Source organism: Azospirillum canadense (assembly GCF_025961225.1).
In the GTDB taxonomy this organism is placed as follows: Bacteria; Pseudomonadota; Alphaproteobacteria; order Azospirillales; family Azospirillaceae; genus Azospirillum; species Azospirillum canadense.
In genome coordinates, this window is the sequence record NZ_JAOQNG010000010.1 from 1885246 (window position 1) to 1910355 (window position 25110).

Below are 25110 nucleotides of genomic sequence, written 5' to 3' on the forward strand. Positions count from 1 at the left end.
GCCAGGAAATCCGCGAAGCCGGCAACGCGGTCGTGCGCGCCGAACAGCTCCAGCCGGTCCGGGCGGCCGGACGCCCGCTGGCTCTCGAAGAGAGGGTGTCACGGGATAACGACGCATCCCATGTAATCGGCTCATTCTACGAGGAAGGGTCGATTTGGGTGAACGACCGTGGTGCCCGCGCTGCGGCAGCGTGCGGGTGGTGAAATCCGGCCACGTGCTGGGCAAACAACGTTGGTTGTGCCGCAGGTGCGGCTTCCAGTTCACGCGCCTGCCGGACACGACGGTGCCGGAGCCGACGAAGCAAGCGGCGGTGACGCTGTACGGGCATGGGCTGTCGTTGCGCGCCGTCGGCAAGTTGCTCGGCACGACCGGCCAGTCCGTGCTGCGTTGGGTCTGCCAGTATGTGGACCGGCATTGCTCCAAGCCGATTCCGGAGCCGGCCAACGTCATCGAGATCGACGAGATGTGGCATTATCTCGGCTGCAAGGCGCAGAAACTCTGGATCTGGAAGGCGTACGACCGCGACAGAGGACGCCTGATCGACTGGGAATGCGGCAAGCGCGACGAAGCCACCTTCCGGCGTCTGTACGAGCGTCTGCAACGCTGGGGCGCACGCCTGTTTTGCACCGATCAGTTCGCCGTCTACGACACGGTTCTCCCGATCGGGCGGCATTATCAGGGCAAGGACCAGAGTGTCGCCCTGGAGCGCAACAATGGCCGCCAGCGGCATTGGGTCGGAACCTGCCGCCGCAAGTCGATCATCGTCTCCAAGAGCAAGGCCATGGTGAACCGCCGTATGGCCCTGTTTGCCCATCTCCATGGCAACGATGAGGCCCGGCCAGAAATGCACCGGCTTCCCGGCATTTCGCTCCAGCGCAAGGCTCTTGCCTAAACTGCGTCGTTACCCCGTGACACCTTCAAGGAAATCTGCTCTTTCTATTTTAGCGGGAAGGGGAAAACTGGAAGGAAGGCGGCCAAATCCTTGTCGAGTGCCAGGGCGATGGCGCCTCCGGCCGCGAGGAACGGGCCGAAGGGGAAGGCGGCGCGGCGGTCCAGGCGGCGGGTTGCGACCAGGACCACGCCGACGAGTGCGCCGATGGACGAGCCGAGGAACAGGGTCGCGCCCAACCCCTGCCAGCCGACCCAGGCGCCAAGGGCGCCCAGGAGCTTGGCGTCGCCGCGCCCCAGCGCCGGCCGTCCGTAGGCACGCTCCGCGAGCGCTTCGACAACCCGCAGCGCGAGGTAACCGGCGGCGGCTCCGCGCACGGAATCGGCCGGGCTGATGAACGGTCCGCCGCAGGAGGAAACCAGGAGTCCGGACCAGAGCAGCGTCAGGGACAGCGCGTCCGGGATCAGACCCGATTCCAGGTCGGTGACCGTGATGGCCAGCAGCAGCCACACGAACAGCGCCCCGGACAGCACGGCGACCGGGCCGGGGGGCAGCAGAAGGCCGAACCCCACCGGCAGCAAGCCGCCCAGGATCTCCACCGCAGGGTAGCGCCAGCCGATGCGTCGGCCGCACCCGGCGCATCGTCCGCGCAGCAGGAGGAAGCTGATCACCGGCACATTCTCCAGCGCGCGGACCGGGCGCCCGCAGCCGGGGCAGGCCGACGGCGGCCAAGCCAGGTCATAGCGCCCTTCGGCGCCATTCCCGGCGCGCTCGATCATGATTGGCAGGCGATGGATCACGACGTTCAGGAAACTGCCGACCATCACCCCCGCCAGAGCCAGGGCCATCCACCATTCGGCGCTCATTACTTCACCATTCCCCGTGGAGTAAAAAATAAAATTTCGATTGCTGGCTATGAATACTTATGAATGCAATGATCTTGATAACGCAATCATCGAAATTTTTAGGCTGTTCGGCAACAGTGCTGCGGAAATTTGACGCAAGGGCGCGCGAACGGAAAGTCGGAACTTGGCAATGGACCGGAACAGATCGGCAAGCGGGTACGAGGAAACGGTGGTGAGGCCCGCCCCCTCTGGGCAGGCCGGCGGGGACGCCGCCTTCGGGGGCGGTGCGGATCTGCCGGGCGCGCCGGGCCCGCAAGCGTCGGCCTTCGCGGTGGCGGGGGTTGCGGTCCAGTGCGGTGGCATGCGAGTTCTGCGCGAAGAAGGCGGGAGAAAAACCGGAATGAGCGACCGTTCGAACTCCCCCGACGCCACCACCCGACAGCCCAGACGGGATCGGATAGCCGACCTCACCGGGGCGGTTTGGCCGCCCGGCGTGGTAGGGCGGATCGCGGTGCGGCGGGCGCCGGTCAGCTGGTCGCCCGCTCCACGATGTCGAAGCCGACGTCGACCACCTTTGGCGAGACCGGGTCCCCCGCCAGCCGCTTCAGCAGCATCTCCGCGGCGAGGCGGCCGACGGTGAAGCGGTCCACCCGGACGGTGCTGAGCGGGGGCGAGGTGTAGGCGGCGAAATCCAGGTCGCCGAAGCCGATGACCGCGATGTCCTGCGGCACCGACAGCCCGCGTGCCTGCGCCTCCAGCAGCACGCCGTGCGCCATGGCGTCGGAGCTGGCGTGGATGGCGCCGCGGAATCCCTGGTCCACCAGTTCGCCCAGCACCTTGCGGCCCATGGACAGGCTGCTGGGGGCCGGGGTGGGCACGGTGGTGACGTCGGTGACGCCGAGCTTGGCGAGCGCGGAGACGACGCCGTCGCGGCGGATCATGGCGCGCTCGTCGTCGGCGCTGATCACGGCGATCCGCCGGTAACCCTTGCCGTAAAGATATTCGCCCAGCCGCTCGCCGACCGCCCTGTGCGAGAAGCCCACGGCCATGTCGATCGGCTTGTGCGACAGATCCCAGGTCTCGACGATCGGGATCTTCGCCGCGCGCAGCTGCCGCCGGGTCTCCGCCGAATGGCTGGTGCCGGTGAGGTAGAGCGCGTCCGGTCGGCGGCTGAGGATGGCGTGGACCAGGCTGTCCTCGCGCTCCGTCGGGTAGCTCGACAGGCCCAGCAGCATCTGGTAGCCGTCGGCGGCCAGCCGGTCGCTGAAGGACTGGATCGCGTGCGAGAACATCACGTGGGTCAGCGTCGGAACCACCGCGGCCACCAGCTTCGTCTTGCTCGACGCCAGGCCGCCGGCAAGGAGGTTGGGCACGTAGCCCGTCTCCGAGATCGCCTTGCGGACGATCTCCCGGATCTCCGGCGTCACCGATTCGGGCCGGTTGACCACGCGCGACACGGACATCATCGAGACGCCCGCCAGCTTCGCCACATCCTCCAGTGTCACGCGCCCGCTGGACGGACGCGTGCCCCGGGTCCCAGCGGCCTTGGCGGCGGCCTTGGCCGGTTCGGTGCCTTTCTTGGCCGCACCGCGGCGGGGGGGAAGGGTCGGTGTGTCGGACAAGCGCGCGCCTCAGGATGTACGGTCCTAGATACGTGGTGCGGCCGGAAGGCGCAAGAAAGTCCGCCGGACGATCGTCGTCCGGCATCTCTCCCGGTCGGACAGGGCCTTTTGGGAAAACTCCGCGGCATCAACAGTTTGTCGGAAGCGCTGTAGGAAAATGCGGATAGACCGTTGAAGACCCCTTGCGCCCGGGTTCGGGTAGCGCTAACAATCACAGCGCTGTTGTGAGCGCTAACAAAGATGTGCGCGCCGACGGCGGGATGAAAGGGAGCGCTAACAGAGGCGCCCGATCCATCGTTTTCGCACGCCCACAAAGAAGGGGCGGCGAAAGGGCAAGAACCTGGAGGAGCCCAGATGAGTGTTCAAACAGTGAACAATATGACGGATACGGCCCAATCTTCGGCGGCCGCGGCCGGCGCCATGGCGGCGACGAAGACCCGCGTGCGCTGGATGATCGTCGTGATGCTGTTCGTCGTCACCGCGATCAACTACGCCGACCGCGCCACGCTGTCGATCGCCGGCCCTGTCCTGTCGAAGGAGCTGGGCCTCAACGCCGCGGAGATGGGCTTCATCTTCTCCGCCTTCGGCTGGGCCTATGTGCTGGGGCAGTTGCCCGGCGGCTGGCTGCTCGACCGCTTCGGGTCGAAGATCATCTACGCGCTCAGCATCTTCACCTGGTCCGTCTTTACCCTGATGCAGGGCTTCGTCGGCTTCCTGGCCGGCGGGGCCGCCGTCGCGGTGCTGTTCGCCCTGCGCTTCGCGGTCGGCCTTGCGGAGGCGCCGTCCTTCCCGGGCAACAGCCGCGTGGTGGCCGCCTGGTTCCCCGGGCACGAGCGCGCGACCGCGTCGGCCATCTTCAACTCTGCCCAGTATTTCGCGACGGTGATCTTCGCGCCGCTGATGGGCTGGCTGACCCATTCCTTCGGCTGGCCCTGGGCCTTCGGCGTCATGGGCGGGCTCGGCATCATCGTCGCCGGTGTGTGGCTGAAGACGGTCTACGCGCCGAAGGACCATCCCTCGGTCAATCAGGCGGAGCTTGACTACATCGCCGCGGGCGGCGGCCTGATCAACATGGACGACAGCCAGAAGAAGGCGACGTCTGCGGTCCAAAGTGGCGCGAAGTGGGATTACATCCGCCAGCTCTTTGCCAACCGCATGATGGTCGGCATCTTCCTCGGCCAGTTCTGCATCAACGCCATCACCTACTTCTTCATCACGTGGTTCCCGGTCTATCTGGTCCAGGCCCGCGGTATGTCGATCCTGAACGCCGGCTTCGTCGCCTCCATCCCGGCCATCTGCGGCTTCGTCGGCGGCATCCTGGGCGGCGTGCTGTCGGATGCCATGCTGCGCAAGGGCTTCTCCCTGACCTCGGCGCGCAAGACGCCGATCGTGCTGGGCATGCTGATGTCCATGGCGATGATCGCCTGCAACTACACCGACGTGCAGTGGATCGTCGTGGCGCTGATGGCGCTGGCCTTCTTCGGCAAGGGCATCGGGGCGCTGGGCTGGGCGGTCATGTCCGACTGCGCGCCGAAGGAGATCACCGGCCTCAGCGGCGGCGTGTTCAACATGTGCGGCAACCTGTCGTCGATCTCCACACCGATCGTCATCGGCTACATCATCCAGACCTCGGGCTCCTTCAACGGCGCGCTGGTCTTTGTCGGCGCCAACGCCCTGATCGCCGCGGTCAGCTATCTCGTCGTCGTCGGCGAGATCAAGCGGATGGAACTGAAGAAGTAAACCCCCGCCCATTTCCACGAAGAAGGGTTCCGCGATGTACATCGGCGAGCAGCTGATCAACCCCACCGACGCGCGCCTGCGCCTGTCCGCGCAGCTGGGCTCCAAGGGCATCGTCATCGACAGCCGGCCCAACAACCCGGTCATCGGCGAGGATGGCCTGTGGGACGGCCGGAAGGTGGCGGCCCAGCGCCAGTGGGTGGAAGGCTTCGGCCTCAGCCTCGACTGCCTGGCGCTGGACGTCGGCTCCATCCTGCTCGACAGCCTGCGCGCGCCGGAGAAGGCCGCGGCCACGGCGGAGCGGCTGCGCCACAACATCCGCGCCGCCGCCGACGGCGGGGTGGACACGGTGAAGTACACGGTCGCCATGGTCGGCATCACCCGCACCGGCGTGGTGGACGGGCGCGGCGGCATGAAGTGCAGCACCTTCCAGGCCGCCGAGTACAAAGCGGAGAACGACGCCCGCTTCTCCTACTGGGGCACCGTCCTGCCGGAGGATGAGACCGGCACCAAGGCCTCTCCGGTGGAGTCCCGCGGTGCGCCGGAGACCTGCGGGCAGGTGATGGCGAGCGAGGCCGGCGGCGTGTCGGAAGCCGAAGGCTGGCGTGCCATCGAATACTTGGTGGAAGCCATCCTGCCGACCGCGGAAAAGGCCGGCGTGAAGCTGGCCTGCCACCCGCACGACCCGGCCTATCCGCCGGGGGGCCTGAACGGCGTGCACCATGTGCTGGGCTCGCTCGACGGCCTGCGCCGCTTCGTCAACCTGGCGCCCGGCAGCAAGTCGCTCGGCTTCAACTTCTGCCAGGGCACCATCGCCGAGATGTCGCGCAACCCGACGGAGACGGTGCTGGAGGCGATCCGCGAGTTCGGCCCGCAGAACCGCATCTTCATGGTCCATTTCCGCAACATCAAGGGCGGCTACCTGGACTTCCGCGAGGCGTTGCCGGACGAGGGCTCGGTCGACATGGCCGCCTGCGTCCGCGCCTATAGGGAGGTCGGGTACCAGGGCATCCTCTGCCCCGACCACGTCCCCTTCTCCGACGTCGATCCGGACCGCGAGCGCTTCTTCGCCTTTGCGCTCGGCTACACCCAGGCCCTGCTTCAGGCCGCCTGACGGTCCCCCACGCACCCCATTCAGGACGTTGAATCATGAGCGCTTCCTCTTCGCCTAAGGTCACTGAGATGCTCGTCGTGCCGGTCGCCGGCCATGACGACATGCTGCTCAACCTGTCCGGCGCGCACGCCCCCTTCTTCACCCGCAACGTGGTGATCCTGAAGGACAGCGCGGGGCACACCGGCGTCGGCGAGGTGCCCGGCGGCGAGAAGATCCGCCAGACGCTGGAGGATGCCCGCCCGCTGGTCGTCGGCCAGCCGATCGGCGCCTACAACAACGTCCTGAACAGCGTGCGCCGCCAGTTCGCCGACCGCGACGCCGGCGGCCGGGGGTTTCAGACCTTCGACCTGCGCACCACCATCCACGCGGTGACCGCGCTGGAGGCCTCGCTGCTCGACCTGCTCGGCCAGTTCCTGGAGGTGCCGGTGGCGGCCCTGCTGGGCGAGGGCCAGCAGCGCGACGCGGTGGAGATGCTGGGCTACCTGTTCTACGTCGGCGACCGCAACAGGACGAACCTGCCCTATCGCAGCGAGCCGGACGCCAAGGACGACTGGTTCCGCCTGCGCCACGAAGAAGCCCTGACGCCGGAGGCCGTGGTGCGGCTGGCCGAGGCCGCCCACGCCCGCTACGGCTTCAACGACTTCAAGCTGAAGGGCGGCGTGCTGGCCGGCGAGGAGGAGATCGAGGCGGTCACCGCACTCGCCAAGCGTTTCCCGGACGCCCGCATCACGCTCGACCCCAACGGCGCCTGGTCGCTGGAGGAGGCGATCCGCCTGTGCAAGGGCCGGGGGGACGTGCTGGCCTACGCCGAGGATCCCTGCGGTGCCGAGAAGGGCTACTCAGGGCGCGAGGTGATGGCGGAGTTCCGCCGCGCCACCGGCCTGCCGACCGCCACCAATATGATCGCCACTGACTGGCGCCAGATGGGCCACGCGATCCAGCTGCAGTCCGTGGACATCCCGCTGGCCGACCCGCATTTCTGGACCATGCAGGGCTCCGTCCGCGTCGCCCAGATGTGCCACGAGTGGGGGCTGACCTGGGGCTCGCACTCCAACAACCACTTCGACATCTCGCTGGCGATGTTCACCCATGTCGCCGCCGCGGCGCCGGGCAAGATCACGGCCATCGACACCCACTGGATCTGGCAGGACGGCCAACGCCTGACCAAGGAACCGTTCCAGATCCGGGGTGGCCTGGTCGCCGTGCCGAAAAAGCCGGGTCTGGGCGTGGAGATCGACATGGCCGAATTGGAGAAGGCGCACGAACTCTACAAGGAGCGGGGCCTGGGCGCGCGCGACGACGCCATCGCCATGCAGTTCCTGGTCCCCGACTGGACCTTCGACAACAAGCGTCCTTGCCTCGTGCGGTGACGCACAATCAATGGAAGCGCTGAGACACAACCAATAAACGAGGAATGACCATGAGCAAGCTTGGTTTCATCGGTTTGGGCATCATGGGCGCGCCGATGGCGGGCCACCTCCAGGCCGCCGGCCACACGCTGTTCGTCAACACCATCGGTTCCGTTCCGGACGTTCTGGCCGCTGGCGGCGCCACGGCCTGCGGCTCCGCCAAGGAGGTCGCCGAGAAGGCCGACATCGTCTTCATCATGGTCCCGGACACCCCGGACGTGGAGAAGGTGCTGTTCGGCAAGGGCGGCGTCGCGGAGGGGCTGTCGGCCGGCAAGATCGTGGTGGACATGTCCTCCATCTCCCCGGTCGCCACCAAGGACTTCGCCAAGCGGATCAACGAGCTGGGCTGCGACTACCTGGACGCGCCGGTGTCGGGCGGTGAGGTCGGGGCCAAGGCCGCCTCGCTGACCATCATGGTCGGCGGGCCGGACAAGGCCTTCGAAACGGTGAAGCCGCTGTTCGAGCTGATGGGCAAGAACATCACTCTGGTCGGCGGCAACGGCGATGGGCAGACGACGAAGGTCGCCAACCAGATCATCGTCGCCCTGACCATCGAAGCGGTGGGCGAGGCCCTGCTGCTGGCCGCCAAGGCCGGCGCTGACCCGGCGAAGGTCCGTCAGGCCCTGATGGGCGGCTTCGCCAACTCCCGCATCCTGGAGGTGCATGGCGAGCGCATGGTCAAGCGCACCTTCGATCCGGGCTTCCGCATCGAGCTGCACCAGAAGGACCTGGACTTGGCGCTGAACACCGCCCGCTCGCTGGGCCTGTCGCTGCCGAACACCGCCACCGCGCAGGAGCTGTTCAACGCCTGCGCCGCCCACGGCGGCAAGGCCTGGGACCACTCCGGCATGGTCCGCGCCCTGGAGATCATGGCCAACTTCGAGATCGGCCAGAAGGTGTGAGTGCGATCAACCCTCTCCCCAGAGGGGAGAGGGAACTTTCAAGGCGACAGCTTCACTCCCAACAACCATCCCGACCATGCCCATCACCGACCCCCGCGCCCTCCTCACCGACCTGTTCAACGCCGCCGTGGCCTCGGCGCAGCCGGCGCTGTGCATTCCCCCGCACCTGCCGGACGCGCCGAAAGGCCGCCTTGTGGTGATCGGGGCGGGGAAGGCCTCGGCGGCCATGGCCAAGGCGGTGGAGGACCATTGGCCGGGTGAGCTGTCCGGCCTCGTCGTCACCCGCTACGGTTACGCCGTGCCGTGCGAGCGCGTCGAGATCGTTGAGGCCGCCCACCCCGTGCCCGACGCCGCGGGGATGATCGCCGCCAAGCGCATTCAAAAGCTGGTCGCCGGACTGAGTGCCGATGACACCGTGCTGTGCCTGATCTCCGGCGGCGGCTCGGCGCTGCTGGCCTTGCCGCTGGACGGCATCACGCTGGACGACAAGCAGGCGGTCAACCGCGCCCTGCTGAAGTCCGGCGCGACGATCTCCGAGATGAACTGCGTGCGCCGGCACCTGTCGGCGATCAAGGGCGGCCGGCTCGCCGCCGCTTGCGCCCCGGCCCGCGTGGTCACGCTGCTGATCTCCGACGTGCCGGGCGACAACCCGATGGACATCGCCTCGGGCCCGACCGTCGCCGACCCGACCACCTGCGCGGACGCGCTGGCGATCGTGCAGCGCTACGGCATCGACCTGCCACCTGCCGTACGCGAGGCGTTGGAGAGCGGGCGCGGCGAGAGCGTCAAGCCCGGCGACCCGCGGCTGGCACGCGTGGAAACCCGCATGATCGCCACACCGCAGATGGCGCTTGAGGCCGCGGCGGATGTGGCGCGCAAGGCCGGCATCCCCGTGCACATCCTGGGCGACAGCCTGGAGGGGGAGGCGCGCGACGTCGGCTCCGTGATGGCCGGCATCGCGCTCCAGGTCGCCCGGCGCGGCCAGCCCTTCACCGCCCCTTGCGTGCTTCTGTCGGGCGGCGAGACCACGGTGACGGTGCGCGGCACCGGGCGCGGCGGGCGCAACGTGGAGTTCCTGCTCGCCCTCGGCATCGCGCTGAACGGCCAGCCGGGCGTGCACGCCATCGCCGGCGACACCGACGGGGTGGACGGGCTGGAGGAGATCGCCGGCGCCTACCTCGCCCCCGACAGCCTTGTCCGCGCCTGGAAGCTCGCCATCAAGCCCAAGGACAGCCTCGCCAACAACGACGGACACGGCTTCTTCGAGGCGCTGGGCGACAGCCTGATCACCGGTCCCACCCTGACCAACGTCAACGACTTCCGCGCAATCTTGGTCCTTTCGGCCTGATCGCGCCCTGAATCGAAAACCGGAGGAACACCCCATGGCGATCACCTCGCTTCCGCTGAACAGCTTCAAGCGCGGCCTGGAGGCCGGGCAGCCGCAGATCGGCCTGTGGTCGATCCTCTCCAGCCACGTCACGGTGGAGATCCTGGCCGGCGCCGGCTTCGACTGGCTGGTGCTCGACACCGAGCACGCGCCGAACGAGCTGCCAATGGTCTACAGCCAGCTCCAGGCCTGCACCGGCGGCACCGCGCATCCGGTCGTGCGCGTGCCGTGGAACGACATGGTCACGCTGAAGCGCTACCTCGACATCGGTGTGCAGTCCTTCCTGATCCCCTGCGTGGAGACGGCGGAGGAGGCGGCCAACGCCGTGTCCTACACCCGCTACCCGCCGAACGGCGTGCGCGGCTTCTCCGCAGCACCGCGGGCCAACCGCTTCGGCCGGGTCAAGGACTACGCCCAGCTCAGCGAGAACGAACTGGCGATCCTGGTGCAGGTGGAAACGCGCCGCGGCCTGGACAACATCGAGGAGATCGCGGCGGTGGACGGCGTGACCGGCCTGTTCATCGGCCCGGGCGACCTGTCGGCGGCCATGGGCCATGTCGGCAACCCCAAGCACCCGGAGGTGCTGGAGGCCATCGAGGACGCCATCAAGCGCATCCTCGCCTGCGGCAAGCCAGCCGGCATCCTGTCCGGCGACGAGGCGCTGGCGAAGCGGTACCTTGAGCTTGGCTGCACTTACGTGGCGGTCGGCTCCGACCAGGCGCTGCTCGCCCGCGGCTCCGAACAGCTCGCCGCGCGCTTCAAGACGCAGGGCTGACGCACCGCTCACCGGAAGATCATTCTCAAGGACCAGGGCCATGACCGACGTGCCGACCACCGACGTGCTCGCCGAAACGCCGCTCTACATCAGGGTGCATGGGGACGACAACGTCGCCATCGTCGTCAACCCGCTCGGCCTGCCGCCGGGGACGGCGTTCCCGGACGGGCTGGTGCTGCGGGACTTCGTGCCGCAGGGGCACAAGGTCGCCCTGGCCGACATCGCGCAGGACGCACCCATCGTCCGCTACGGCGAGGTGATCGGCAACGCCGTCCGCAGCATCCAAAAGGGCAGCTGGATCGAGGAGTCGCTGGTGCGGCTGCCGACCGCGCCGCCGCTGGACAGCCTGCCGCTCGCCACCAACATTCCCGCCCCGCAGCCGCCGTTGGAGGGCTACACGTTCGAGGGCTTCCGCAACGCGGACGGCAGCGTCGGCACGAAGAACGTGCTGGGCATCAGCATGAGCGTGCAGTGCGTCGCCGGCGTCATGGATTTCGCCATCGACCGCATCAAGAAGGAGTTGCTGCCCCGCTACCCCAACGTCGACGACGTGATGGCGATCGAGCACGCCTACGGCTGCGGCGTCGCCATCAACGCGCCGGAGGCGGTGGTGCCGATCCGCACGCTCCAGAACATCGCACGCAACCCCAACCTGGGCGGCGCGGTGATGGTCGTGGGGCTGGGCTGCGAGAAGCTCCAGCCGGAACGGCTGCTGCCCGCCGGCGCGGAATCCTCCGCCAAATCGTCCATCGTCAGCCTTCAGGACGAGCGGCACCAGGGCTTCGGCGACATGGTCGCCTCGATCATGGAGATGGCCGACAAGCGCCTTGCCGAGTTGAACAAGCGCCAGCGCGAGACCTGCCCGGCGTCGGACCTCGTGGTCGGGCTGCAATGCGGCGGCAGCGACGCGTTCTCCGGCGTCACGGCCAACCCGGCGGTGGGCTTCGCGGCCGACCTGCTGGTGCGCGCCGGGGCGACGGTGATGTTCTCCGAGGTGACGGAGGTGCGCGACGCCATCCACCTGCTCACCCCGCGCGCGGCGGACGAGGAGGTCGGGCGCGCCCTGATCCGCGAGATGGCTTGGTACGACCGCTACCTCTCCGCCGGCCAGACCGACCGCAGCGCCAACCCGTCGCCCGGCAACAAGAAGGGCGGGCTGGCGAACGTGGTGGAAAAGGCGCTGGGCTCCGTCGCTAAATCGGGCAGCAGCGCCATCGCCGGCGTGCTGGCGCCGGGCGAGCGCGCCGACCGCAAGGGTCTGCTGTTTGCGGCGACGCCGGCCAGCGACTTCGTCTGCGGCACGCTGCAACTGGCATCCGGCTGCAACATCGAGGTGTTCACGACCGGCCGCGGCACGCCCTACGGCCTCGCCATGGCGCCGGTGATCAAGGTGTCCACCCGCACGTCCCTGGCGGAGCGCTGGCACGACCTGATCGACGTGGACGCCGGCCGCATCGCCACCGGCGAGGCCACCATCGAGGACATCGGCTGGGAGCTGTTCCGCCTGATTCTCGACGTGGCGAGCGGCCGCAAGCAGACCTGGGCCGACCATTGGGGCCTGCGCAACGCCCTGACGCTGTTCAACCCCGCGCCTGTGACGTGATGTCTTGACCTGAGTTTATCCCTCTCCTGCTGGAGCGCACCTTGGCCCGCCGGGCATTCCCCGGCGGGCTTTCTTTTGTGTTCGCGCTGGTTTCGAACGCACCATCCGGAACGATAACATTCGTGTTGTAATTTCTTTAATCACCTTTGATCGACGTCAATGGCGCATCGCGCAATCTGTGCGATCCGTGGTGGCTGGCGGGAGTGGGTCGCTCCTGTCCGCCTCTGTCGATTTCCCGGTGTTCCTCCATGAACAGCATCAGCATCAAGGCCAAGCTGGCCGCCGTGTTCGCGGCCATGTTCCTGCTCGTCGTCGGGCTCGGCGTCTTCGCCGGAAGCCGTCTGGCGATCGTCAACGACGTGGCGCGGGACATCGGCACCAACTGGCTGGTCAGCGTGCGCTATTCCGCGGCCGTGGCGATGGACGTCAGCAAGTTCCGCATCGCCGAATCCCGCCACATTCTGTCCGCGGACGAGGCTGGCAAGGCCAAGGTCGAACGCGACCTCGCCGAACGCTTGGCGGTGGTCCGCGCGGACCAGGCGAAGTACGAGCCGACCGTCACGACGCCCGCCGAGGCCGCCGTCTACGAGCAGGTGAAGGCCGCGCTGGCCGAGTATCTGGTGATCCACAAGGACATGCTCGACCTGTCCCGTCGAAACGAAGGCCAGAAGGCGGCGGAGCTGTTCATGGGCCGCTCGCGCGACGCCTACCAACGCGCGACCGAAGGGCTTGACCGCCTCATCCAGATGAACAGCGACGGCAGCGATGCGGCGGTGACGGCGGGCGAGGACACCTACGACCACGCCAAGGTCCTGACGGGAATCATCGTTGCGCTGGCCGGCCTGCTGTCGGCGGGGGCTTGGCTGCTGATGCGGCTCAGCGTGTCGAAGCCGGTGCAGACCATGACCGACGCGATGACCCGCCTCGCCGACGGCGACGTCGGGGTGGAGGTGCCGGCGCTCGACCACGGGGACGAGATCGGTGCGATGGCCCGGGCGGTGCAGGTCTTCAAGCAGAACCTGATCCGCAACCGCCGGATGGAGCAGGAGGCGAAGGACGCGGACGAGCGCGCTCGGGTGGAGAAGCGACAGGCCATGCTCGACCTCGCGCGCCGGTTCGAAGACCGTGTCGGCGGCATCGTCAACAGCGTCGGCAGCGCCGCGACCGAGCTTCAAGCCACCGCCACCCAGCTGTCCGCCGCGGTGGAGGAGGTCAGCGCCCAATGCGTCGCCGTGGCCGCGGCGTCGGAGCAGGCCAGCGCCAACGTCCAGACGGTCGCCGCGGCGTCGGAGGAGATGTCGTCGTCCATCCAGGGCCTGTCGGAACGCGTTTCCCTGGCGGCCAGCCGGTCCAAGGCCGCGGCCGACGGTGCCGGCCTGGCGCAGCGGGAGCTGGACGCCCTATCCACGGCGATCGAGCAGGTGGACCAGATCGTCGCGTCGATCAACGCGGTGGCCAGCCAGACCAACCTGCTGGCGCTGAATGCGACCATCGAGGCGGCCCGCGCGGGCGAGGCCGGCAAGGGCTTCGCCGTCGTGGCCAGCGAGGTGAAGAACCTCGCCAACCAGACCCACACCATGACCGACCAGATCGCGTCCAACCTGTCCGCGGTGAAAAGCGCGTCGTCGCGCACCGTGGACGCCATGCGCACGATCATCGGGCAGGTCGCCGACATCGACCACTCCACGGCGGAGATGGCGGCGTCGGTGGAGCAGCAGAGCGTGGCCACCGGCGAGATCAGCCGCAACGCCCAGCAGGCGGCCACCGGCACGGTGGAGGTCTCCCACAACGTGTCCGGCATCCAGCAGGCGGAGGCGGACACCAGCGGCGCCACCAGCAACGTGAAGACCGCCTCCGACGAATTGGCCCGGCAAGCGGCGATGCTGAAGTCGGAGGTCGACGCCTTCCTAGGCGAAATCCGCGCGGCCTGATCCCGTCAGAACTCCTTCGTCGTGGCGATGTCCTCGAACAGAAGCGACAGGCGCCGCGTCAGTTCCGACGGGCTGACCGGCTTCGCCACGACGGCGGTGTAGGGGGCCGACAGGTCCACCTCCCCGGCGTAGCCGGTGACGATGATGGCCGGCAGGTCCGCCCGGCGTTGGCGCAGGCGGGCCAGCATCTCCCCGCCGTTCATGCGCGGCATCCGGAAGTCGGTCACCACGGCGTCCGCCGGGTCCTGGGCGTCCGCCTGCAGCCCTTCGAGGCCGTCGTTCGCCAGGGTGACGCGGTAGCCGGCCATCTCCAGCGTCGCCTGGAACAGCGTCGCCACGAGGACCTCGTCCTCCACCAGAAGGATATGCGCCACCGCGTTCAGGCCTTGCTCCGCGCGCCGTCGCGGGAGCGGGACGGGTCATCCGCTGCGGAGGCGGCTCTGTTGAGTGTGGCGCGGATCCGATCGGTCAGTTCGGTGCGGCGGTAGGGCTTGTTCAAGATTTGGACACTCGGGACGGCGGCGTTTGGGAAGGCGGCGTTGGGGAGGGCGAGTTCGTCGGTGTAGCCCGTGGTCAGCAGCACCGGCATGTCCGGAAACCGCTCACGCACCCGCTGCACCAGCACAAGCCCGCCCATGCCCCCCGGCATTACCAAATCCGTGAACAAAAGATCAACCCGCTCCCGGTCCAGATCCCGCGACTCCAGCACGGCCAACGCTTCCTCCCCGCTGCGCGCCGACAGGACGCGGTAGCCGAGGCCGCGCAGGTACCCTTCGGCAAGGCCGCGGACGTCGTCGCTGTCCTCCACCAGCAGGATCGTCTGGGCGTCCGGCGCGGGCGTGCCCGGCGGAACTAGGCCCGGCTGGGGCGGGACGGCGCGCTCCACGGCCACCGGAAAGAGCATGCGCACGGTGGTGCCGCGCCCGACATCGCTCTCGATCTCCAGCCGGCCGTTCGATTGCTGCACGAATCCATGCACCATCGACAGGCCAAGCCCGGTGCCGGGCTCCTTGGTGGTGAAGAAGGGCTCCGTCGCGCGGCGCAGAATCTCCGGCTCCATGCCTGGCCCGTCGTCGTGGACGCAGAGCACCACATAGTGGCCAGGGGACAGGTGATGGGCCGGGGCGTTGCCATCCAGCGCCAGCGTGGCGGTGGCGACGGTGACACGCCCGCCCTTGCGGCCCGCGTCCCCACCCCGGTCACGCCCCTGATCCCGCCCCCGGTCGCGTATCGCGTCGCGGGCGTTGATCAGCACGTTCAGCAGCGCCATCTCCAGTTGGACCGGATCGATCGTGCAACTCGGCAACCCCGGCTTCAGGTCCAGCCGCAGGTCGACGTCGTCGCTCATGGTCCGCAGCAGCATGTCGCTGAACTCGACGATCAGCGTGTTCAGGTTGATGCGCTTGGGGTCGAGCCGCTGCTTGCGCGCGAAGGCCAGAAGGTGCTGGGTCAGCTTGGCGCCCTGCTGGGTGGCGCGGTCGGCGTTCTCGATGGCGCGTTTTAGCAGGTCGTCGCTGCCGGCGCGGGTCGCCGCCAGTTCCAGGTTGCCGGCGATAACCTGGAGAAGGTTGTTGAAGTCGTGCGCCAGCCCGGCGGTCAGCTGGCCGATCGCCTCCATCTTCTGGGCCTGCTGCATGGAGCGTTCCGACGCCCGCCGCTGCGTGATGTCCACCTGGGAGGCGAACCAGTACAGCTGCTCCCCGGCGTCGCTGAAGACCGGGCCGATGAACAGCGCGTTCCAGAAGGGCGTGCCGTCGCGCTTGTAGTTCAGGATGTCCACGGCGATGGCGCGCTGTTCGCGCAAGGCGTTGCGGACCTCCGCCACGGTGTCGGGGTCGGTCTCCGCCCCCTGGAGGAAGCGGCAGTTGCGCCCCAGGATCTCCTCTTCCTCGTACAGCGTCATGTCGAGGAAGGCGCGGTTGACGAAGACGATCGGCTGGTCCGGCTGGCGCGCGTCGGCGACCACCATCGGCATGCGGGTCATCTCGACCGCGGCGAAGAAGACGCTGCTGCGGTCGTCCAGACCGGGGCGGGAGATGTAGGACTTCTGCCAATGCAGGACGCCGGGGTTTCCCAGCGGCGTGAAGCTGTGCCCCTCATGCTGGCCGGCGGCCGGCACGCCGGCGCTCTGCCCGCCGCCCTGCACGTCGAGCGGCTCCTGGTCGTCGAAGCCGTCGGAGCCGAACCGTTGCAGGTCGTCGTCCGGACCGTCGGTCATCGGCCGCCCCCATATCGTCTGGACCCTCTATGCCGGCATTGGAACGGCTGTCCCGCGGTGTTCGCGGCTGCCCTCTTCCTGGGCGATTCCCTGGTCGGTAGGTCCATGCGGCGTTCCTGGCGCTCGGGTGCTTTGGCGAAAACCACCGCCGGTTGGTGGGGTTCCGATGGCCGTCAGGCCAGCCCGGATTTCGAAGCGATGAGGGCGAGTTGCGTCCGGTTGCGGACCCGCAGGCGCTGCATGATGCTGCGCAGGTGGACCTTCACCGTCCCTTCCAGGACCCCGAGCGACCGGGCGATTTCCTTGTTCGAATGCCCGCGCAGCAGAAGCCTCAGCACCTCGCGCTGCCGCTCGGTCAACTCCTCCATCATGCGGGCGCCGCTCTCCTCGCTGACGGCGGACGGGGCATGGGCGGGCGCGGCGTGGGGCGGAGCGGGGGCGACCCCCTGGGGCAGGGGGGCGTAGATTCCGCCGGCCAGGACGACGGGCAGCGCGTGGTCCAGCACCGCGACGTCGCAGCCCTTGGGCAGGAAGCCCCGGGCTCCGGCGTGGATGCAGGCGGCGACCATGGCGCCGTCGAGCGTGCCGGACACCACCACCAGCGGCACGCCGTCGAGCACGCGAAGCATCGTTTCCACGCCGGCGAGGCCGTCGGTGTCGCCCATTTGCAGGTCGAACAGGACCGCCGACAGGTCATCCGCCTTGCGGGCCTTCGCGACGGCCTCGGCCAGCGAGCCCGCCTCGATCACCGACGCGCCGGGGAAGCGGACCTTGATCGCCAGCGCCAAGCCATGCCGCATCAACGCGTGGTCGTCCGCAACGAGGATGCGGGGGCCGCCCGTACCCGGAACGACCTTGCGCTGTATAGTGCTTGTGCGGGTCGGATCGATACCGAAACGATGGTTCATTCCCTGACTCCCATCCTTTTTTGCGCGCCCAGGCCTTTTTTTTGAGTGCTCGGGACGTCACGCGCTGCGGGGCTTTTGCAATGGCAACACCTGAGACGGCCAAATGATGCGTCGCCTTGGTCGCTTTTGCTTGTCCTTGGGAATATGGCATCCGGTTCACAGCATGGACGGCGGGGCCGGCCTGTTGCCTGACCGTGTGTGACGGGAATGACGGCGTGGGGAAGGCTGCCGAGCCGACCCGATGCGATGCGCCGTGAGTGTTGCCGTTCCGCCTGCGGGTCTTTTACTGACGGGTGCGCCCTTCCGGCGCGCCCGTTTCTTTTTGCCGCGCGCTCGCCATGGAAAAACACGCGGAAAGGCTCCGGACGAAGCCCGCGGAAAGAACGGTCGGCTTTTCGGGGGAAAAGATGGGGCGGCAGCCGTGCGGAGGGGGATGCACGGCTGCCGCGGCGGCCGGCGCGGGGGACGCCGGAGCGCAAGGGGGGTTGCGGACGCGATGCGGCGGGGGCGCCGACCGGTGGCATCGGATCCTGGAGAAGGGATGGGCTGGTCCCGCCGGATGGAATGGCGTGACGCCCGTGGATGCCACCGGTCCGTTTCCGCAGACCTGTGAGGAAAACCCGCGCCCCGCCTCCCGTGTGCCACGAATCGGTCGTCGTATGTCTTGGGTTCAATCCCTGGGGTTCAATCCCCGGGGTTCCGCCGCCCGGCGGCGGCACGGGCACAACCTTGGCGGCAGCAATCCGGAAGCGGCGCGACAAAGCGGGAATTTTCGTCCGGAACCGACCGCGCGCCTTTCTGTTTGTGCTCGAATTGATTACGACACAGGAGGCGACGGACCATGGCCCAACACGATTACGTGCGTCACACGCTCGATTGCCTGGAAGAGGCGCAAGCGGCCCTGCGGCTTGCCCAACGCAAGGGCCAGATCGCGCCGGAGGACGAGGACCAGCTGATCCGTCGCCTCGACACCATCACCGAGCGCATCAGCAAGGTGCAGCAGACGCATTGAGGGTGGAGCAGGCGGCTGGGCATCTGAAGGTCCGGCGTTTGGGAAGGCCCGTCACGACCCGTCCGCGACCGGCAGCACCAGTTCCGCCCGCAGCCCGCCGAGCGGGGATTGCGACAGGCGGACGTCGCCGCCGTAGAGCCGGGCCACGTCGCGGACCACGGCTAGGCCGAGGCCGGTCCCCGGCGTGCTTTCGTCCAGGCGGACGCCGGGCGCCAGGACCGCCCCGCGCCGGTCGGCGGGCAGGCCCGCCCCGTCGTCGTCCACGCTGACCGCCAGCATGCCGCCGGCCTCCAGGCGCGAGGTCACCTCGACCCGCGCCTGCGCCCACTTGCAGGCGTTGTCCAGCAGATTGCCTAGCATCTCGTCCAGATCGGCGCGTTCCCCGGCGAAGACATGCTCGCGCGGGACGCGGACGGTGACGGTCACGCGGTCGCGATCGTGGATTTTCGCCATCACCCGGCTGAGCGCCGCGGCGCTGTCGGCCACCGGCGTGGCGATGCCGGGCAGGCCACGCGCGGCGGCGGCGCGGGCGCGGGCCATGTGGTGGTCGATGTGGCGGCGCATCTCCGCCACCTGCCGGCCAATGGCCGCCCCGACCGCCCGCGCGTTCTCCGGCGCCAGCCCGTCGGCCTCGTTCGCCAGCACCGCGAGGTTGGACTTCAGCGCGTGCGCCAGGTTCCCGGCCTGGAGCCGGGCGCGCCCGACCACCTCCTCCGAATGGTCGAGCAGAGCGTTCAGGTCCTCCAGCAGAGGCTGCACCTCACGCGGCGCCGCGGCGCCGAACCGCTTCTTGCGGCCGGCGCGCACCTCCGCCAGCTCGGCGCGCAGGCGGACGAGCGGGCGCAGGCCGACCGACACCTGGACCACCGCTGCGGTGATCAGCACCAGCGCCAGCACGCCGAGCGAGAGCCACAGCACCCGGTCGAAGGCGGCGATGACGCCCGCCATCTCCCCCTCGTCCCCGGCGATGGCGATGCGCAGCGGGGCCGCCGCGTTGGGCAGGGTGACGGACCGTTCCAGCACCACCAGCCGCCGGTCCGCCGGGCCGGCGATGACGTGGCGGTGCAACTCCCCATCGGCTGGTTCATCCGGCGGCAGCGCCAGCGCCTCGTCCCACAGCGAACGGGAGCGCAGCCGCGGTCCGCCCGCGTCGTTGACCTGCCAATAGAGTCCAGACAGGGGAAGCCGGAAGCGCGGGTCGCTCAGCGGGTGCCGCAGCACCGGGGTGCCGTCCGGCCCGACGTCGGCCAGGGCCGCCAGCTGGTTCAGGTGGGTGGTCAGCTCCGCGTCGAAACGCCGGGCGACGTGGTCGCGGAACAGGCCGGACAGCACCGCCCCGGCCATGGCGAGCGCCAGCGCGATCCACACCGCCGCCCCGGCCAGCAGCCGGAACCGCAGGGACCCGATGACCGAACCCCGCCGCGCGCCGTCGGTGCTCACGGCGGATCCACCTTGTAGCCGAGCCCGCGCACGGTCTTGATGACGTCCACGCCCAGCTTGCGGCGCAGGCGGCCGATGAACACCTCGATGGTGTTGGAATCGCGGTCGAAATCCTGGGCGTAGATGTGTTCGGTCAGCTCGCTGCGCGACACCACCTGCCCCGTGCGGTGCATGAGGTAGGCGAGCACGCGGTACTCGTGCGCGGTCAGGTCCACCGGCTGGCCATCCACCGTCACCCGGCCCGAACGCGTGTCCAGAACCACCCCGCCGCAGGCGATTTCGGCCGAGGCATGGCCCTTGGACCGGCGGATCAGCGCGCGGATGCGGGCCAGCAGCTCCTCCATGCTGAAGGGCTTGGCGAGGTAGTCGTCGGCCCCGGCGTCGATGCCCTGCACCTTTTCCGTCCAGGCGCCGCGCGCGGTCAGGATGATGACCGGCGTGGCGATCCCCCGGGCACGCCATGCGCGCAGCACGGACAGCCCGTCCACCCGCGGCAGCCCGAGGTCGAGCACGATGGCGTCGTAGGGCTCCGTCTCGCCCTGGAACTGCCCGTCTTCCCCGTTGTCCGCGATATCGACGGCGTAGCCCGCGCTTTCCAACCGGTCGGCAAGCTGGCGGCTGAGCGCCGGGTCGTCCTCCACCACGAGCAGGCGCATGGCCTTATTTCCTCCCCCGGTGGTCATCATGGTGGCCATCATGGCGGCCGTGCCGCCCGCGCACCTGCAGCAGCTCGCCGGTCGCGGCGTCATACTTCAGCTTCAGGATGCGGCCCTCGGCGGTGATGGTCTTGATCTCGTAGACGATCCTGCCGTCCTCGTCCTCGAACTCCACGTCCAGGATCTCGCCGGGGAAGTCGGCGCTGGCCTTGGCGACGATCTCCTCCAGCGGCCGGGCGCGGCCGGAGCGCAGCGCGTCGCGGGCGCGGTCGTGGTCGTCCCCGTCCTCCACCGTGTTGTCGGCCGCCACGGCCTGGCCCAGCCCGGCAAATAGGGCGAGCGTCGGGATGATGAGGCGGAGTGGGCGCATGGCCATCAGTTAAGCACACCCAAGCCTGAATGGCACCTGAACGCGCCCCTCAGCCCCCGTTCAGCGGACCTCTCGCATCATCCGGACCGCATCGGAAACCACCGACACGGAGTCCGCGGATGATCCGCCGAATGATGACCCAGGGCGCCGTCGCGGCGCTGCTGGTCGCGCTGGCCGCCTTCGCCTTCCAGGCGCTGGCGATGGGGCAGGGCGTCGCCGGAACGGCCGGCGCGCTGGTGTCCGTCCTGTCCGGGGGCGGCCATGGCGACGATTGACGTCTCCGCCCCTCGAACCCCCACGCGCCGCCCGCTGCCCGGCAAGATGCTGTTCCTGCTGGCCTTCCACGCGACGCTGTCCGGGGCCTTCCTGGTCAGCTGGCTGACCGGCGACGAGGACACCTAGGGCATGCACCAATTCGCCGGCTACACGGTGCTCGCGGCGCTGGCGGTGCGCTTGGCGGCGGCCTGGGTCGCCCCGTCCGGGCGGCTGCGCCTGCCGCGCCCGTCGGTTGGCGCGGCGCTCGACTGGCTGGCGCGGCTTCTCTTTGGCGACGCCCGCGCCCGATCCCAGCGCAGCCCTCTTCTGGCCTGGATGGCCGCAGCCCTGCTGGTGGTGGTCGGGGGCGCCGCCCTGACCGGGGCCGTCGCTGATTTTGTAACGCCGGTCGAGCGGCTGCACGAGGCGGTCGCCGACTGGTCCCTGGCCGTCGTGCTGGGCCACCTCACGCTCGTCTTCGCCCTGCACGCGCTGAAACCCGCCGCCGCACGGCGCACGGCCAGTCCCAACCCAACGGAGTCCCCCGTCCCATGATCCCGCACGCCTTGCGCCGAATTCTTCTGTCCACCGCCCTGTTCGCCGTCGGCGCGGGCGTGGCCTACGCCGCCGGCGAGAGCGCCGCCCGCAGCGCCATCCTCGACGGCTACGCCGCCCAGGCAAAAGCCGAGGCACCGATCTTCGCCGGCTTTTCGGCGGACCGCGGGCGCGCGCTCTACCTCGGCCCGCACGCGGGCGGCAAGGCGGATACCAACGCCTGCGCCGCCTGCCACACGCCGAACCCGGCAGCGGCCGGCCGGCACGCGAAGACCGGCCGGACCATCGAGCCGATGGCGGTTTCCGCCAACCCCAAGCGCTTCACCGACCGCGCCGAGGTGGAAAAGCGCTTCGACCGCGACTGCCCCAACGTCCTCGGCCGCGCCTGCACAGCCGCGGAGAAGGGCGACTTCATCACCTACCTTTCTGGTCAATGAGGAGAATGAGCATGACCTTTCCGCGGCGTTCTATTGCTATCGGCGCGCTCGTGCTCGCCGCCGTTCCGGCCCTCGCCAACCCGTTCGAGCGGGTCCGCCCGGTGACCCACGAGCCGACCCGCAAGGAATGCGGCGAGTGCCACATGCCCTTCCAGCCCGGCCTCCTGCCGGCCGGGAGCTGGACCCGGATCATGGACACCCTCAACGACCATTTCGGCGAAAGCGCTGCCCTGACGCCGGACGTGGCCGCGGACATCCGCGCCTACCTGACGGGCAACGCCGCGGGCAGGGGCGATGGCGGGCTGCTGCGGATCACCGAGCAGCCCTGGTGGACGCGCAAGCACCACTTCCGTCCCGACGTCTGGACGAGGCCCAGCGTGGTGTCCAAGGCCAACTGCGAAGCCTGCCACCGCGGTGCCGCCCAGGGCCTGTACGAGGATGATTGACGGCCATACGACATCGTATGGCCGGAAGCATCGAACCGATTCCGGTGCGGCGGCGGTTTCAATGATACGTTCCGCCGATGAATCGTTGCTTCGCCCTGCATAGGTGTTATGGACACCTATTCCTTTGGAAAAGCGTGACCGGATCCGTTTTGGAGTCGCGCTCTCTTTACATCGGTCGAATTGACCCCACCGGATGAACATCGCAGACTTTTTAGCGAAATACGAAATTTGCGATTGTTCTTGGGGTGTGGCATGCGCGAGTCCCATGGCGCGACGGCGGTCCTTTCGCATGTCTTTGCCAGCCTGGTTGAAAGCCTGCCCTTTGTCGGGCCGTCGGGGCGCCGCGTCTCCCGCCCGCTCGCACACCGCTTCGCGTTCGTGTCGGCGACCCTGTCGGTTCTGCTGGTGATCGTCGTCGGGGCGGAGCTGCACGTGATGGCGAGCGACAGCCTGCTGGCGCAGCACCGCGGCAACGTCCGGGCCAACGCCACGCTGGTCGCGCGCCAGACGGAGGAACTGCTGACGTCCGTGGTCCGAACCATGGAGGAACTGGCCGACAACGACGCCATCGCCGCGGCCATCGCCCGCGGAACCGTGCGCAAGACCGACCTCGTCCCCTTCCTGCGCAGCTTCGACCGCGTGGCCGGCGTCCCGGTGTCGCTTGTCTACGCCGACGCCACGATTACGGCGATCGCGGACAACCTGATGGGTGGCCGGATCGGCAGCGTGACGCCGCGGGACATGGAATGGCTGGCGGTGGCGGCCTTGGCGGGGCACTCCGCCGCGACGGTGGTGGAGGAGGACGGCCGGTCCTTCCTGCTGGGGGCGGAGATGCTGGTCCACTCCACGACCCTGTCGCAATGGGGGGCGCTGCTCTACAAGCTGCCGCTCGACGCGCTGGTCCTGCACCCGCAGGCTCACCTGCGGTATGCGGGCGCGGCTCTGGCGGAGCCGGCCGCGGGATGGTTCGGGACGGACATCCCGCTCCAGCTGCCGGACCGGTTGGCACGCCTCGGCTTTACGGTGCGGCTGGACGCGCCGAAGGCCCCGGAATCGGCCCAGGCCGGGGTCGGCCTGCCGGCCACGGCCGGGATCGGCCTGTCGGCCTATGCGCTGGTGGGGCTGGCGGCCCTGGTGCTGATCGTGGTGGGGTGCCGCACCGCCGGCAACCACCTGACGCGATCCCTGCGGGATCTGGAGCAGTTGGCCGGCGCCGTCCTGCGCGACGGCTGCTCCGGCCAGCGCGCGCCCGTGCGCAGCGACGACGAGGTCGGCCGGCTGGCGCGCGTCTTCAACACGATGCTCGACCAGATCGACCGCATCCAGCGCGACCGCGACCGGCTGGCCGAGGACGAGATCGCCGTCCAGCGCGCGCTGGTCCGCGATGCGGAGCAGGCCCGCGCGGAGGCTGAAGCCGCCTGGGCGGAGGCGCAGCGCGCCTGCCAGGCCGCGGTGAAGGCGCTGGACACGGCGCAGCGGGCCAGCCAGGCCAAGACCGATTTCCTGGCCGCCGCCAGCCACGACCTGCGGCAGCCGGTCCAGTCGCTCGTCCTGTTGACCGGGTCGCTGCGGGCGCGTCTGGACGACCACCCGGCCGAAGCCCTGGTCGGCAAGCTGGAAACGTCGGTCCAGGCGCTGTGCCGCATGCTGGACGCCCTGCTGGACATCTCCAAGCTCGACGCCAGCGCCGTCCCGGTCGACCTGCGCCCAGTGCCCCTTCACCATGTCCTCGACGACCTGGAGGAGGAATACCGGCTGCGCGCGGCGGAGCAGGGGTTGGAACTGCGGGTCGTCCCGTCGTCGCTGACCGTGCGCACCGACCCGGCGCTGCTGGAGCGGGTCCTGCGCAACCTCCTGGAAAACGCCCTTCGCTACACGGACCAGGGCCGCATCCTCATCGGCTGCCGGCGGCGCGGCGACCGCCTGCTGATCCGGGTGCACGACACGGGAATCGGCATCCCGCCCGAGCATCTGGAGCGGATCTTCCTGGAATTCTTCCAGATCGCCAACCCGACGCGGGATCGCGGCAAGGGGCTTGGCCTTGGGCTGGCCATCGTGCACCGGCTGGCGGTGCTGCTAGAATGCCGGGTGCACGTTGCGTCCGCTCCCGGCCGCGGCTCCTGCTTCACGATCGCGATCCCGCTCGACACGGAAGCCGGCCAAAACGCGCCGGGCGCGGACGATGACGACGACGAGGATCTCGGCGTCCGGCAGCCGGCCCCGCCCGTCGCGCTGGCCATCGACGACGATCCCCTGGTGCGCGAGGGGCTGGGGCTGCTGCTGGCGCAACTGGGCTGGACCGTGCTGGCCGCCGCCACGGCCGCCGAGGCACTCGCCCATCTGGCCGCCGTGCCGGACCAGCCGGCGCTCGTCATCGCCGACCACCGGCTCGACGGCGGCGTCACCGGCCTGGAGGTGCTGCGCGCCGTGGAAGCCAAGCTGACCCGGCCGGCGCTCAGCGTGATCCTGACCGGCGACACCGCGCCGGACCTCATCGCCAGCATCGCGGCCAGCGGTCACCGCGTCCTGCACAAGCCGCTGGCCGTGCGAGACCTGAAGGCGCTGCTGGACGAGGCGCTCGGCGTCGTTCCGGCCTGAT

General features: G+C 69.1%; 23 protein-coding genes and 1 pseudogene. 16 read left to right on the forward strand and 8 right to left on the reverse strand.

What is annotated here, in order from left to right:
• The first annotated feature begins 154 nt into the window (after positions 1 to 154).
• On the forward strand, positions 155 to 892 hold the full coding sequence (locus tag M2351_RS44410; protein ID WP_264654917.1) for an IS1 family transposase: 738 nt from the start codon (positions 155 to 157) through the stop codon (positions 890 to 892).
• A gap of 44 nt (positions 893 to 936) precedes the next feature.
• On the opposite strand, the gene M2351_RS44415 is transcribed toward M2351_RS44410, so the two are convergent.
• Together M2351_RS44415 and M2351_RS44420 are read right to left on the reverse strand one after the other, a co-directional pair.
• Entirely contained in the window at positions 937 to 1755 is an 819-nt protein-coding gene (locus M2351_RS44415; protein ID WP_264662323.1) for a prepilin peptidase, read from the reverse strand.
• A gap of 506 nt (positions 1756 to 2261) precedes the next feature.
• Positions 2262 to 3356, reverse strand: coding sequence for a LacI family DNA-binding transcriptional regulator (locus M2351_RS44420; RefSeq protein WP_264662324.1), 1095 nt, complete (start codon positions 3354 to 3356; stop codon positions 2262 to 2264).
• A gap of 327 nt (positions 3357 to 3683) precedes the next feature.
• Here M2351_RS44420 and M2351_RS44425 point away from each other — a divergent pair.
• The 8 genes and pseudogenes from M2351_RS44425 to M2351_RS44460 form a co-directional block, all read left to right on the forward strand.
• Positions 3684 to 5096: pseudogene (locus M2351_RS44425) on the forward strand (MFS transporter); the annotation flags it as partial.
• Positions 5097 to 5130: 34 nt separating this feature from the next.
• The gene (locus M2351_RS44430) at positions 5131 to 6207 is read left to right on the forward strand and encodes a mannonate dehydratase (protein ID WP_264662325.1); all 1077 of its coding nucleotides are present in this window, start codon (positions 5131 to 5133) and stop codon (positions 6205 to 6207) included.
• Positions 6208 to 6242: 35 nt separating this feature from the next.
• Positions 6243 to 7577 (forward strand): glucarate dehydratase, encoded by a 1335-nt coding sequence (gudD, locus tag M2351_RS44435; RefSeq protein ID WP_264662326.1) that lies wholly within the window; start codon positions 6243 to 6245, stop codon positions 7575 to 7577.
• Positions 7578 to 7627: 50 nt separating this feature from the next.
• The gene (gene glxR / locus M2351_RS44440) at positions 7628 to 8518 is read left to right on the forward strand and encodes a 2-hydroxy-3-oxopropionate reductase (protein ID WP_264662327.1); all 891 of its coding nucleotides are present in this window, start codon (positions 7628 to 7630) and stop codon (positions 8516 to 8518) included.
• Between the two features lie 76 nt (positions 8519 to 8594).
• Positions 8595 to 9866: a glycerate kinase type-2 family protein gene (locus tag M2351_RS44445; protein ID WP_264662328.1), complete on the forward strand. Its 1272-nt coding sequence runs from the start codon at positions 8595 to 8597 to the stop codon at positions 9864 to 9866.
• Between the two features lie 34 nt (positions 9867 to 9900).
• Entirely contained in the window at positions 9901 to 10680 is a 780-nt protein-coding gene (locus M2351_RS44450; RefSeq protein ID WP_264662329.1) for an HpcH/HpaI aldolase family protein, read from the forward strand.
• Between the two features lie 40 nt (positions 10681 to 10720).
• The gene (gene garD, locus M2351_RS44455) at positions 10721 to 12283 is read left to right on the forward strand and encodes a galactarate dehydratase (protein ID WP_264662330.1); all 1563 of its coding nucleotides are present in this window, start codon (positions 10721 to 10723) and stop codon (positions 12281 to 12283) included.
• 248 nt (positions 12284 to 12531) lie between these two features.
• A complete protein-coding gene (locus M2351_RS44460; RefSeq protein ID WP_264662331.1) occupies positions 12532 to 14214 on the forward strand; it encodes a methyl-accepting chemotaxis protein in 1683 nt (560 codons plus the stop codon).
• A gap of 5 nt (positions 14215 to 14219) precedes the next feature.
• Here M2351_RS44460 and M2351_RS44465 read toward each other — a convergent pair whose 3' ends face one another.
• The 3 genes from M2351_RS44465 to M2351_RS44475 all read right to left on the reverse strand — a co-directional run bounded on the left by M2351_RS44465 (position 14220) and on the right by M2351_RS44475 (position 17340).
• Positions 14220 to 14588 carry a response regulator gene (locus M2351_RS44465; protein ID WP_264662332.1) on the reverse strand — a complete coding sequence of 123 codons (369 nt, stop codon included), beginning with the start codon at positions 14586 to 14588 and terminating at the stop codon, positions 14220 to 14222.
• Positions 14589 to 14593: 5 nt separating this feature from the next.
• Positions 14594 to 16432 (reverse strand): PAS domain-containing protein, encoded by a 1839-nt coding sequence (locus M2351_RS44470; protein ID WP_264662333.1) that lies wholly within the window; start codon positions 16430 to 16432, stop codon positions 14594 to 14596.
• A gap of 173 nt (positions 16433 to 16605) precedes the next feature.
• A complete protein-coding gene (locus M2351_RS44475; protein ID WP_264662334.1) occupies positions 16606 to 17340 on the reverse strand; it encodes a response regulator transcription factor in 735 nt (244 codons plus the stop codon).
• Positions 17341 to 18181: 841 nt separating this feature from the next.
• Here M2351_RS44475 and M2351_RS44480 point away from each other — a divergent pair.
• Complete coding sequence (locus tag M2351_RS44480; protein WP_209769964.1) at positions 18182 to 18352, forward strand: hypothetical protein; 171 nt, start codon at positions 18182 to 18184, stop codon at positions 18350 to 18352.
• Positions 18353 to 18403: 51 nt separating this feature from the next.
• Here the strand turns inward: M2351_RS44480 and M2351_RS44485 are convergent, their stop codons facing one another.
• From M2351_RS44485 to M2351_RS44495, 3 genes are read right to left on the reverse strand one after another with little or no spacing between them, the layout of a single operon-like run.
• The gene (locus M2351_RS44485) at positions 18404 to 19792 is read right to left on the reverse strand and encodes a sensor histidine kinase (protein WP_264662335.1); all 1389 of its coding nucleotides are present in this window, start codon (positions 19790 to 19792) and stop codon (positions 18404 to 18406) included.
• Complete coding sequence (locus M2351_RS44490) at positions 19789 to 20448, reverse strand: response regulator transcription factor (protein WP_264662336.1); 660 nt, start codon at positions 20446 to 20448, stop codon at positions 19789 to 19791. The genes M2351_RS44485 and M2351_RS44490 overlap by 4 nt, the downstream gene beginning before the upstream one ends.
• A 4-nt stretch (positions 20449 to 20452) precedes the next feature.
• Positions 20453 to 20824 (reverse strand): PepSY domain-containing protein, encoded by a 372-nt coding sequence (locus M2351_RS44495; RefSeq protein ID WP_264662337.1) that lies wholly within the window; start codon positions 20822 to 20824, stop codon positions 20453 to 20455.
• A gap of 113 nt (positions 20825 to 20937) precedes the next feature.
• On the opposite strand from M2351_RS44495, the gene M2351_RS44500 reads away from it, so the two are divergent.
• The 6 genes from M2351_RS44500 (at position 20938) to M2351_RS44525 (ending at position 25109) form a co-directional block, all read left to right on the forward strand.
• Positions 20938 to 21093 (forward strand): hypothetical protein, encoded by a 156-nt coding sequence (locus M2351_RS44500; protein ID WP_264662338.1) that lies wholly within the window; start codon positions 20938 to 20940, stop codon positions 21091 to 21093.
• Positions 21080 to 21220 (forward strand): hypothetical protein, encoded by a 141-nt coding sequence (locus M2351_RS44505; protein WP_264662339.1) that lies wholly within the window; start codon positions 21080 to 21082, stop codon positions 21218 to 21220. The genes M2351_RS44500 and M2351_RS44505 overlap by 14 nt, the downstream gene beginning before the upstream one ends.
• A gap of 3 nt (positions 21221 to 21223) precedes the next feature.
• On the forward strand, positions 21224 to 21628 hold the full coding sequence (locus tag M2351_RS44510) for a hypothetical protein (protein WP_264662340.1): 405 nt from the start codon (positions 21224 to 21226) through the stop codon (positions 21626 to 21628).
• Entirely contained in the window at positions 21625 to 22065 is a 441-nt protein-coding gene (locus tag M2351_RS44515) for a DUF1924 domain-containing protein (RefSeq protein WP_264662341.1), read from the forward strand. The genes M2351_RS44510 and M2351_RS44515 overlap by 4 nt, the downstream gene beginning before the upstream one ends.
• A gap of 11 nt (positions 22066 to 22076) precedes the next feature.
• A complete protein-coding gene (locus M2351_RS44520; protein WP_264662342.1) occupies positions 22077 to 22511 on the forward strand; it encodes a diheme cytochrome c in 435 nt (144 codons plus the stop codon).
• 252 nt (positions 22512 to 22763) lie between these two features.
• A complete protein-coding gene (locus M2351_RS44525; RefSeq protein ID WP_264662343.1) occupies positions 22764 to 25109 on the forward strand; it encodes an ATP-binding protein in 2346 nt (781 codons plus the stop codon).
• The last annotated feature ends 1 nt before the right edge of the window (position 25110 follow it).